Source organism: Microbulbifer elongatus, from assembly GCF_020524885.1.
Taxonomy (GTDB): Bacteria; Pseudomonadota; Gammaproteobacteria; order Pseudomonadales; family Cellvibrionaceae; genus Microbulbifer; species Microbulbifer elongatus_A.
The window spans coordinates 356,962-368,213 of sequence record NZ_JAIVKJ010000001.1; the positions used below are offsets into that span (position 1 = coordinate 356,962).

The following is an 11,252-nucleotide window of genomic DNA, read 5'->3' on the forward strand; positions in this document are numbered from 1 at the left end:
GTGTCGTTTACCTGGTCGCATTACCCGCGGCCGGGTCAGGCGGTGGTCGCCTGATCGATCGACCTTGTTGGTGCTGCAGGCGCGGCCTTGTGCAATCGCAGTCGGCGCTTCTTCCACCACAGGTAACTACCCGTTGCGAATAGCAGTGCGGGCACCAGTCCCGCGATCAGTATCAGCCAGCGGCCGACAATTCCCAAGGCGTCGCCGTTGTGCAGGGGAAATTGCCAGCGCAGGATTTTGTTGCCCAGGGGGATTTCGGTTACGTCCTGTGTCATCAGCAGTTCGCCACTGTACTGGTCCACCCGTGTAATGCTGGCCCCGTAATTGCTCCAGACTTCTCCCTCGGCACGAAAGGTCAGACCGTAACTGTCGCTCGCATTGCGGGGCAGGTAGATACGCTTGAGTACGCCACGAGGAAATGCGGCCTGGCCGATTGCGACGGCTTCATCCGCGGTGATGGGGGTGCCCTTGTCGGTTCGCGATGGCGGCAGGGCCGGGCGCGGTTCTGTCTTGAACAGGGCGCCGACCACTGTTTCCACCTGGGACGGGAATACAAGGGTGACGCCGGAAAAGCTGGTCAACAGCAGCAGCGGCAAAAAGTAAATTCCGAACACCTTGTGCACGTCAAAGTAAAAACGGAAGCGGTTGCCGCTACGGGAAATGCTGAATGCCCGCTTCCACCTTCCTTTTGCAGTCTTGCTTCGCTTGGGCCACCACAGTACCGCGCCGGTAATACAGAACACCATCAGCAACAGGCCCATAAAGCCCACCACCGTCTTGCCGTTTTTGCCTGCCAGCAGGGTGTAGTGCAGGCGGTACAGCCAGGTCATGGTGTACTCGGGGGTGCCCCAGCCGCGAACCGCCAGTACTTCGGCGTCGGTGGGTGAAACACTGACCTCGATGGGGCCGGGCGCGCCCTCCGGGGTGGGAAAGCGCACCACGTGTGGACTGCCCGGCTGGCGCTGGGTCATCAGGCGGCTGGGCAGTGGGTTGCCCGGGACGGCTGCCTGGGCGGAAGCAAAAACCTCCGCGTAAGTGGCCGGGCGGGAAGAGGGCGTGAAGGTAACGGTCTCTGGCGCAAGGGTTTCATCCAGCGCATGGTCGAACACCAGCAGGCTGCCGGTTATGCCGATCAGGCTAAGCAGCAGGCCCAGGGTCAGGCCTGCGTACTTGTGCAGAATGAAAAACGTTTTGCGCATAAACGAGGCTGATCAGAATACCTTGGAGTAAGACAGGTTCACGCTGCGCCCCAGACCTTTGAAGTTGCGCACGTCGTTGCCCGCAGTCTGGGAGTAGTAGGTGAAGTAGTCTTCATTGGTGAGGTTCTGCAGGCCAAGTGCGAACTCGCCGCCCAGGGCTTTCAGCTGCGCGCTGGCATCGATGGTGGCGTAGCCGTCGAACTCGGTGGTGACTTCACCGGTACTGTTTTCGAAGTCGCGGTCCAGCAGCCAGTTGGCCTGCAGGCGGGTGCTGAAGTCTTCTGTCCAGTTGCGCGCCCAGCTCAGATTCACACGGTTTGGGGAAATGTTGCGGCCGTCCAGGTCGGTATCTACCTTGCCGTCCTGGTCGGAGTCGTAACGCCCTTTGGTGTAGGCATAGCGAACTTCCAGAGTGTCGGTTTCGGTCGCAAACCACTGGCCGCGCATTTCGGCACCGTCGATATCCGTTTTCTCCCGCTTCACGCTGTAGACACCGTCACTTCCCAGCGCCAGACGCTGGCCAAAGTTGGAATCCGAGGAGTAAAGCGCAATCTGTGCACCGAACTGTTCGTTATTAAAGTCGAGGCCCAGTTCGTGGTTCTGGGTCAGGATCGGCTCCAGCTCAAGAAAGCTTTCCGCGCTCAGGCCCGGCTGATTGATACCGCGCAGCACCCGGCCGACGTCCGGCATGGAAAAGCCTTCGGAGTAGTTGGCGTAAATACGCAGACCTTCGGCCAGTGCGTAGGTCGCGCCGATATTGCCCAGGGTTTCGCTGAATTCCGGATTGCCGCCTTCTACGAACTGGCTGCCATAGGATGCCAGGGTAGTGAAGTCATCCACGTCCAGCTCGGAGCGCTCGTGGCGCAGGCCGGCGGTGATGGTCAGCTTGTCGATGCCACTGAACTCTGCCTGCAGGTAAGGCGCAGAGCTCTTATATTTTGTGGGCGGCACCCAGGCGCGGCCGGTCTGTACCAGCTGCTGCCAGGTTTCGTCCTGCAGTAGATCCACACCGTAGGCAAGGCTGATGGCGCTACCAGCGATATCGTCCTTGATCAGGGTGAGTTTCAGGCCGCGCTTTTCCGAGTTGTTCTGGGACTGGTCGAAAATGTCTTCGCCGTACGCCGGGTCCTGGAAAGTCGCAAACGCGCCGCCGCCATAAGTACCGGCGAAGTCTTGGGAAAAGATCTGGGCGCGGAGCTTATGGCCGAACAGGTCTTCGTTGGTGTACTGCAGATTGGCTGTGGTGACCTCATTGGATGGCGCATCCCCGGGAACCGGTGCCTTGATCGCGGTGGTGGCAATGCCTTCGCTGATATCGCCATCCACGCTCAGCCAGTTGTTGTTGCCTTCCACCAGATAGCGGTTGATGGTCAGCTGCATCCGTTGATCATCCCAGCTGTAGCCGGTCTTGATAAACGCATTGGTGGTTTCGCTGTCCATGGTGTCGCCCTGGGTATTGTCGAAACCGACAATCTCACCATTGGCGTCGTAGCCCACACCGCTGTTGCGATAGGTAAAGCTCGCGAGTACATCGACTGCGTCGACCTTGCCGGAAACACTGTAGCTGCCGTTATAGCCTGCCGATTCACCCATGTCTTCGGTCTGAAGCGCGGTCTCTACCCTCACACTCTGCTGGAACTCTTCACTGGGGGTGCGGGTAATCAGGTTGATGATGCCACCGGAAGCGCCCATACCATGAATGGCGTTGGCACCGTGGATCACCTCTACGCGCTCTAGTACCAGTGGATCGATGGTGTGACCGTCGCGGCCGCCGTTGCGCAGCGGATTGGACTGGGGCACGCCGTCGATCAGATAAAGCGGTTTACGCCCGCGCAGGCTCTCACCGGAACTGGTCATTTTCTGGCGACTAGGAGAGAAGCTCGGAATCAGGTTGCCGAGGATTGTGGACAGGTCGCTGGTGGCTGCCATCTGGCTGGCCAGTTCCTGCTGATCGATGAGGGTGACTGTGTTGGGGATTGCGCTCAGGGGCTTTTCGGTTCGGCTGGCGGTGACGACTACTTCTTCCTCTATACGGGGTTCTGACTCCGCGGCGAGAGTGGCTGTACTGGCAGCGGCTATGGCCAGGGCGAGAGTGGTCTTCAGGCAGCGCATGCTGTGCTCCTTATTGGGTGCTGTTATCGCGAATGTTGTTAAAGAGGATGCCAAAGCGGTCGGGGGATTGACGGCTGGCGCCGTGCTCCCTTGGGAAGAGGCTTGTATCCTGCGGCAGTTGCTGTCTGCGTCCTGCCATAATCTGTGCGCGATAATAAAGAAAATGAGAATCTATATCAATTGCTGTTAGCCCGTTATGCCTGCTTTGGGCTGCAGGCATGGCGGTTGATCTCGTGCAAAACACAGGATCGACCTTCTGTGTGAACAAATGCCAAAAGTGACTTGACTCCCAGAGGGGCGGTCAATAGAATGCGCAGCCTCTGAGCGGTTGGGGCAACCCACCGCAGGAAGCCGATCTTTACCAGGGGCGGCTTCCAGGGTCGTTGGTGCGGGGTGGAGCAGCCTGGTAGCTCGTCGGGCTCATAACCCGAAGGTCGTAGGTTCAAATCCTGCCCCCGCTACCAAATTCTGCTTATACTTAATGAGGTTTAAGCGGTCGCCAAACCCTAGAGTTGTTGCGGGGTGGAGCAGCCTGGTAGCTCGTCGGGCTCATAACCCGAAGGTCGTAGGTTCAAATCCTGCCCCCGCTACCAAATTTTGTAGGCACATTGATGATGTGTGACTACGCAGTAAAAGCCCCTGTTAGGGGCTTTTTCGTATCTGCGGCAAACGAGAGTATCTCGGTTTGCCATCCGAATGGGCCGGGAGTCGGCGCCGCGGTTTCTCATTCGGACCGTGGGGTCAGCTTCGCTGCCCATTTTTCGTTTTTGCAACGAGCGAATGCCGTTGCTCATCTGCCCCGGGCGGTCTCCGGGCCAAAGTGGTGATATGGCAAGCAAACGCGAACTTTTAGAAGAGCTGTTGGCTCCGGTGGTCGAGTCATTGGATTGTGAGCTGTGGGGTATCGATTACCAGACTCACGGTCGCAATGCCCTGCTGCGCATCTATATCGATGCCGAGCGCGGCATCTCCGTCGATGATTGTGAAAAAGTCAGCCGTCAGGTGAGCGCGGTCATGGACGTGGAAGATCCCATCAGCAGCAAGTACACCCTGGAGGTTTCCTCCCCGGGTATGGACCGGCCGCTGTATAAACTCGAGCAGTACCAGCGTTATATCGGTGCCCAGGTTGAGCTGCGTTTGCGCATGCCGCTGGACGGCCAGCGCAAATGGCGCGGTCTGCTGGCTGGTGTGGAGGGGGACGAGATTGTCCTGCGCATCGACAGCGAGAATGAGTACCTGTTACCGATCGACAGTATCGAGAAAGCGAATATCGTCCCTCAGTTCGAGGGTGGAAAGAAGTAAGGGCAATGCAGAAGTATCCGGTAGCGCAGGCTTGATCGCGCTCACCGAAGCATTGAATAGCAAGCACGTAGCGTTTTTGAAGAGGCAGCTGCATGAACAAAGAAATCTTGCTGGTAGCCGAGGCGGTTTCCAACGAGAAAGGCGTTGACCGGGATATTATTTTCCAGGCAATCGAGGCGGCCCTCGCAACGGCCACCAAGAAGCGCTACGACGAAGATTCCACCATCGAGGTCATCATCGATCGCCGCACCGGCGACTACGAGACTTTCCGCAGCTGGGAAGTGGTAGACGATGAAACCCTGGCGGAGCTGGGTACCCAGTTCACGCTGGAGGAAGCCCACGAAAAAGACACCGAGCTGAAGGCTGGTGATGTCTACCGTGAGCAGGTGGAAAACGTCGAGTTTGGTCGCATCGCTGCACAGACTGCCAAGCAGGTAATCGTGCAGAAGGTTCGTGAAGCCGAGCGCGCCAAAATCGTTGACGAATATCGCGACCGCGTTGGTGAGCTGGTGAGCGGTACCGTGAAAAAGGTCACCCGTGACTTTATCGCGGTAGACCTGGGCAACAACGCCGAAGCGCGCCTGCCTCGCGATCATTTGGTTGGCCGTGAAATATTCCGCCTTGGCGATCGCGTTCGCGCAATTCTGCTGGAGATTCAGCCGGAAGCCCGCGGACCGCAGCTGATGCTGAGCCGCTCCTGCCCGGAAATGCTGATCGAGCTGTTCCGTATTGAAGTGCCGGAGATTTCCGAACAGGTGATCGAGATCAAGGGTGCCGCCCGCGATCCCGGCTTGCGCGCCAAGATTGCCGTTAACACCAACGACGGTCGTATCGATCCGGTCGGTGCCTGTGTTGGCATGCGCGGTGCACGGGTTCAGGCGGTTTCCAACGAGCTGTCTGGCGAGCGTGTAGACATCGTGCTGTGGGACGACAATCCCGCCCAGTTCGTTATCAACGCCATGGCTCCGGCAGAAATCGAGTCCATCGTGGTGGATGAAGATGCAGGCTCAATGGACGTGGCGGTAGCGGAAGAAAACCTGGCCATGGCTATTGGCCGCAGCGGCCAGAACGTGCGTCTTGCTTCCGAGCTGACCGAGTGGCAGATCAACGTGATGAGCGTTGAAGATTGGCAGGCCAAGCAGGAAGCTGAGTCCGGCAGCATCATGGAAGTCTTCATGGAGCGCCTGGATATCGATGAAGACGTTGCCGGCGTTCTGGTGGACGAAGGTTTCACCTCCCTCGAGGAAGTGGCCTATGTACCGCTGGAAGAAATGCTGGCGATTGAGGGCTTCGACGAGGAAATCGCCGAAGAACTGCGTGCCCGCGCCAAAGACGCCCTGCTGACTCAGGCGCTGGCCTCTGAAGAAGAGCTGGACGCTTCCGAGCCGCAGGAAGATCTGCTGAATATGGAAGGCATGGACCGTCAATTGGCGTTCCAGCTGGCCAGCCGTGGCGTAGCGTCCATGGAAGACCTGGCTGAGCAGGCGGTAGACGATCTGCTGGACATTGAAGGCGTGGACCAGGAACGTGCCGCCGCACTGATCATGAAAGCTCGCGAACCCTGGTTCGCCGACGACAGTGACCAAGAGGCTTGATGCCCGAGTGCCGGGCGCAAGCCCGGCCCCGCGCACTGTTGTGATGTGCGCGCCCCGAATTGCCTGCCGAGCAGGCCAAGGGTGGAGCAGTCAAATGAATTGATGCTGCTCCGCCACAAGCGAATTTTTAGGAGAGAGAATGGCCGAAGTAACAGTTAGCGAACTCGCCAAATCGGTTGGTGCCACCGAAGAGCGTCTGCTCAAGCAGATGCAGGAGGCGGGTTTGCCCCACACTTCAGCGGATGCGCCCGTATCTGCAGAAGAGAAGCAGGTCCTGCTCAACTTCCTGAAAAGCAGTCACGGCAGCAGCAAAGGGGAAGAGGACGCAGCGCCTCGCAAAATCACCCTCAAGCGCAAAACTACCACCACGCTCAAGACCGGATCTGGCACCGGCCGCAAGACCGTAAATGTGGAAGTCCGCAAGAAGCGCACCTACGTAAAACGCGCAGAATCCGAAGAGCAGCAGCCCGAGCTGGATACTTCTGCGCTGCAGAAGGCTGAGGAAGAGCTGGCTGCAGCGGAGAAAGCTGCCGCCGATCGCGCCCGTGCCGAGCAAGAGGTCGCCGAGGCAGAAGCCAAGCGCGCTGAAGAAGAGGCCAAAGCCAAGCAGGAAGCCGAAGAAGCGGCCAAAGCGAAGCAGGAAGCCGAAGCCAAGGCCGAAGAGGCTGCGGCCTCCGCCGAATCCGAGAAGGCTGAAGCGCCTGAGCCCAAAGCAGAACCCAAGCCTGAGCCCAAGCCCAAGCCCGAGCCGGCACCCATCCGTTCTTCTTACGTCGATGACATCGAAGCCATGCGTATTGCTGCCATGGAGCGCCGTAAGAAAGCCGACGAGCGCGAAGCGGCTGAGCTGGAAGAGAAAAAAGCCCGCGTTGAAGCTGAGCGCGCACGTCTTGAGCAAGAACAGAAAGAGCGCGCAGAACAGGCCAAGAAGAAGCCAGCAGCAACTGAGACCACCACCACCACCGCCGCCAAGCCCGGGTTACGCCGCAAAGTAGAAGCGGATGACACGCGCGATGATGACGAGCCGCGCAAGCGTCGCAGCCGTCGCGGCAAGAGTGGTCCCAAGAAGTCCAGCAAGACTTCTCTGTACGATGCTGCACTGGAAGCCTTCGATAGCGACGACGACGAGAAGCGCAGCACGCGCTCGCTCTCTCGCCCGACGCTGAAAGTCAAGAACACACACGGCTTCAAAAAGCCGACAGGAAAGCAAGTGTACGAAGTACAACTGGGCGAGACGATCACCGTCGGCGATCTGGCGAAGCAGTTGAATATCAAGGCCGGCGAGCTGATCAAGCGCCTGATGAAAATGGGCGAAATGGTCACCATCAACCAGAGCCTGGATCGCGACACCGCGGCCCTGATCGTGGAAGAGATGGGCCACACCGTGGTGCTGCGTTCTGAAAACGAAATGGAAGAGAAGCTGGTTGCCCAGTCCCAGAGCGTGGAGGGCGAAGAAGTATCCCGTGCGCCGGTAGTGACCGTTATGGGTCACGTCGACCACGGTAAGACCTCCCTGCTGGATTACATCCGCGAGACCAAAGTGGCTTCCGGCGAAGCTGGTGGTATTACCCAGCACATCGGCGCCTACCGGGTGAAAACGAGCCAGGGCGAAATTGCATTCCTGGATACCCCGGGACACGCCGCGTTTACCGCCATGCGTGCCCGCGGTGCCCAGGCCACCGACGTGGTGATTCTGGTGGTTGCCGCCGATGACGGCGTTATGCCGCAGACGGAAGAGGCCATCGCGCACTCCAAGGCCGCTGGCGTCCCGCTGGTCGTGGCGATCAACAAGTGCGACAAGGAATCCGCTGATCCCGACCGCGTGAAGAACGAACTGGCCGCGAAAGACGTGATTCCTGAAGATTGGGGTGGCGACACACAGTTTATCGAAGTGTCTGCCCATACCGGTCAGGGTATCGACGAACTGTTGGAAGCAGTTTCCCTGCAATCTGAAATGCTCGAGCTGAAGGCCAAAGTATCGGTGCCGGCAAGCGGTGTGGTCATCGAATCCCGGTTGGAGAAAGGCCGTGGTGTGGTTGCCACCCTGCTGGTGCAAAATGGTGAGCTGAAGCGCGGTGACATTGTGCTGGCGGGCCAGAGCTACGGCCGCGTGCGCGCTATGACCAACGAGCTGGGCAAATCCGTCAAGGAAGCCGGTCCTTCTACTCCGGTGGAGCTGCTGGGCCTGGACACCACGCCTAATGCTGGTGATGAATTCCTGGTTGTTGCGGATGAGCGAAAGGCCCGTGAAGTGGCCGAGCAGCGCGCCGACAAAGAGCGTCGCGAGCGTATGCAGCGCCAGCAGGCTGCCAAGCTGGAAAACATGTTTGCGGACATGGAAGCGGGCGAGAGGAAAGTATTGCCGGTTGTCATCAAGGCGGATGTGCGTGGTTCTCTCGAGGCGATCCTTGCGGCACTGGCCGAGATTGGTAACGAAGAAGTTTCCGTCAATGTGGTTTCAAGTGGCGTTGGCGGCATTGCCGAAAACGACATCAACCTGGCGTTGACCTCTGGTGCTATTGTTATCGGCTTCAACACCCGTGCCGATGTGGCTGCGCGTAAGCTGGCCGAGACCGAAAGTGTCGAAATTCGCTACTACAGCGTGATCTACAACCTGTTGGACGAAGTGAAGCAGGCTCTGTCCGGCATGCTGGATCCGGAGCTGCGCGAAGAGATTGTTGGTATCGCTCAGGTGCGCGACGTATTCCGCTCGCCGAAGTTTGGCGCGATTGCGGGCTGTATGGTCACCGAGGGTGTTGTATACCGTAACAAGCCGATCCGTGTACTGCGCGACAACGTCGTAATCTACCAGGGCGAGCTGGAATCCCTGCGTCGTTTTAAAGACGACGTACAGGAAGTCCGCAATGGTATGGAATGTGGTATCGGCGTGAAGGACTACAATGACGTCAAGCCGGGCGACCAGATTGAGGTCTACGATATCGTCAAGGTAGCCCGCGAGCTGTAATCGACCGTCTCCCCGGCGCAAGCCGGGTTCCAGTGTTCGCCTGCAGGGCAGACTCCTACAATGTTTTCTGTAGGAGCCTGTACTACAGGCGATTCGCTATTCTGAATAGGTAAAAAATGGCCAAAGAATTCCACCGTGCAGACCGGGTAGCCGACGCCATGCGCCGCGAGCTGGCCCGTCTTATTCAGCACGAAGTGCGCGACCCGCGGGTTGGCATGGTCAATGTCAACGATGTGGAAGTGAGTCGCGACCTCACCACCGCCAAGGTGTTTGTGACCCTGGTGGGCGAGGACGACCGCAACAAGATCGATATCTCCATGGAGGCGCTGAACAAGGCCGCAGGTTTCCTGCGCAGCCAGCTCGCCAAGGAGATCCAGATCCGAACTATCCCCCGTCTGCAGTTCCGCTATGACGAAACCTCCGTGCGCGGCCAGCACCTCTCGGCGCTGATCGACAAGGCGGTAAAGTCCGATCAGAGTAAATCTGGCGACAGCGACGACGCTGGCGAGAAAGACAACGACTGATGGGCCGCCGACCAAAATGGGGCCGGCAGGTGGATGGGGTGCTGTTGCTGAACAAGCCCGCAGGCATCTCCGCCAACGACGCCCTGCAAAGAGCCAAACGCCTGTTTTTCGCCAACCGCGCCGGCCACACTGGTGCGCTGGACCCGCTGGCAACTGGCGTGCTGCCCATCTGTTTCGGTGAAGCCACCAAGTTCTCCCAGTACCTGCTGGATGCGGACAAGCGCTACCGCAGTACCTTCTGCTTCGGTATGACCACCGAAACCGGCGATGCCGATGGCGATGTGGTGGCTACCACTGATGCCTCCGGAATTACCGAGCAACAGGTGCGTGACGCCATGGCGGATTTTCGCGGGACCATCAGCCAGGTGCCGTCCATGTATTCTGCCCTCAAGCATAAAGGCCAGCCCCTGTACAAGCTGGCGCGCCAGGGCATCGAGGTGGAGCGGGAGGCGCGTCAGGTAGAGATTTACTCCTACGAGCTGCTCAGTTTTACCCCGGCAGCCGACTCTCCGGACAAGCTGCCCCGGGCCGAGATTGAGGTGCACTGCTCCAAGGGCACTTATGTCCGCAGCCTTGCGGAAGATCTGGGCAAAGCATTGGGGGTAGGGGCCTTTGTGGAAAAACTGCACCGCAGTGCCGCCGGCCCATACCATGAGGACGACTCGGTCACCCTGGATGAGCTGACCGAAGAGCGGGGTGACGGTCGCGCCGAAGAGCTGGACCACCACCTGCTTCCGGCGGATTCCCCCGCATCTGGCTTGCCCAAAATGATCCTCTCGGACGACACGGGTTACTATCTGCGTCAGGGCCAGCCGGTAATGGATCTGCAGGTCTATCGCTTGGGCGATGAAGGTGATATGGTGCGCCTCTTCCTGGAAAGTGGTGAATTTCTAGGCGTTGGAGAGATTACTGATGACGGACGGGTCGCCCCGCGCCGCCTGGTAAAATAACCTGCAGGAGCCTGTTCGAAGGCGAATAAAGGTAAACCATTAGCTGGTCTGTAAACATGCACGGGCCAGCCGAATGTTCAAAGCATGTTACGAACGAGGTAATTCGTTATGGCACTGTCTGCAAACGAAAAAGCAGCCATCCTGAAAGAGCACGGCCAAACTGAAGGCGACACCGGTTCTCCGGAAGTCCAGGTAGCCCTGCTGACTGCCAACATCAACAAGCTTCAGGGTCACTTTGCTTCTCACAAGCAAGACCACCACTCCCGTCGTGGTCTGATCCGCATGGTAAACCAGCGTCGTAAGCTGCTGGACTACCTGAAGCGCAAGGATCTGAACCGTTACGCACAGCTGATCGCCAAGCTCGGCCTGCGTCGCTAAGACCCTGAGAATGCCCGCCTTCTGGCGGGCATTCTTCTTTATAGAATTTGAATTCTCCGGGGTGTGATGTTTACTCCGGGAATGCCGGGCCCGCTGAAAAGGTCCGGCAAATTCGCCTGCAGGGCAGGCTCCTACAGAAATCAATTCGTAGGAGGTTGGCTGTGGGCGAACAACTGTAGGGGCTGTTGGAATGGGCCAGCAGCCGTAAGGAAACAGGAAAGAGTCTA

8 protein-coding genes and 2 tRNA genes are annotated in these 11,252 nt (G+C 58.6%); 8 read left to right on the top strand and 2 right to left on the bottom strand.

Annotation, left to right across the window (positions count from 1 at the left end):
- Window positions 1-35: 35 nt before the first annotated feature.
- Both LC059_RS01415 and LC059_RS01420 read right to left on the bottom strand, forming a co-directional pair.
- A complete protein-coding gene (locus LC059_RS01415) occupies window positions 36-1,199 on the bottom strand; it encodes a PepSY-associated TM helix domain-containing protein (RefSeq protein ID WP_226702047.1) in 1,164 nt (387 codons plus the stop codon).
- 12 nt (window positions 1,200-1,211) lie between these two features.
- Entirely contained in the window at window positions 1,212-3,311 is a 2,100-nt protein-coding gene (locus LC059_RS01420; protein ID WP_226702048.1) for a TonB-dependent receptor, read from the bottom strand.
- Between the two features lie 387 nt (window positions 3,312-3,698).
- On the opposite strand from LC059_RS01420, the gene LC059_RS01425 reads away from it, so the two are divergent.
- From LC059_RS01425 to rpsO, 8 genes are all read left to right on the top strand, one after another.
- Window positions 3,699-3,775 (top strand) — tRNA-Met (locus tag LC059_RS01425).
- Between the two features lie 52 nt (window positions 3,776-3,827).
- Window positions 3,828-3,904: transfer RNA gene (locus tag LC059_RS01430), tRNA-Met, on the top strand.
- Window positions 3,905-4,139: 235 nt separating this feature from the next.
- Window positions 4,140-4,613, top strand: coding sequence for a ribosome maturation factor RimP (rimP, locus tag LC059_RS01435; RefSeq protein WP_226702049.1), 474 nt, complete (start codon window positions 4,140-4,142; stop codon window positions 4,611-4,613).
- A 92-nt stretch (window positions 4,614-4,705) separates the two neighbouring features.
- The gene (gene nusA / locus LC059_RS01440) at window positions 4,706-6,208 is read left to right on the top strand and encodes a transcription termination factor NusA (RefSeq protein WP_226702050.1); all 1,503 of its coding nucleotides are present in this window, start codon (window positions 4,706-4,708) and stop codon (window positions 6,206-6,208) included.
- Window positions 6,209-6,347: 139 nt separating this feature from the next.
- Window positions 6,348-9,173, top strand: coding sequence for a translation initiation factor IF-2 (infB, locus tag LC059_RS01445; RefSeq protein ID WP_226702051.1), 2,826 nt, complete (start codon window positions 6,348-6,350; stop codon window positions 9,171-9,173).
- A 116-nt stretch (window positions 9,174-9,289) separates the two neighbouring features.
- On the top strand, window positions 9,290-9,697 hold the full coding sequence (rbfA, locus tag LC059_RS01450; RefSeq protein ID WP_226702052.1) for a 30S ribosome-binding factor RbfA: 408 nt from the start codon (window positions 9,290-9,292) through the stop codon (window positions 9,695-9,697).
- Entirely contained in the window at window positions 9,697-10,647 is a 951-nt protein-coding gene (gene truB, locus LC059_RS01455) for a tRNA pseudouridine(55) synthase TruB (protein ID WP_226702053.1), read from the top strand. The genes rbfA and truB overlap by 1 nt, the downstream gene beginning before the upstream one ends.
- Window positions 10,648-10,755: 108 nt before the next feature.
- Window positions 10,756-11,025, top strand: coding sequence for a 30S ribosomal protein S15 (gene rpsO, locus LC059_RS01460; protein ID WP_226702054.1), 270 nt, complete (start codon window positions 10,756-10,758; stop codon window positions 11,023-11,025).
- The last annotated feature ends 227 nt before the right edge of the window (window positions 11,026-11,252 follow it).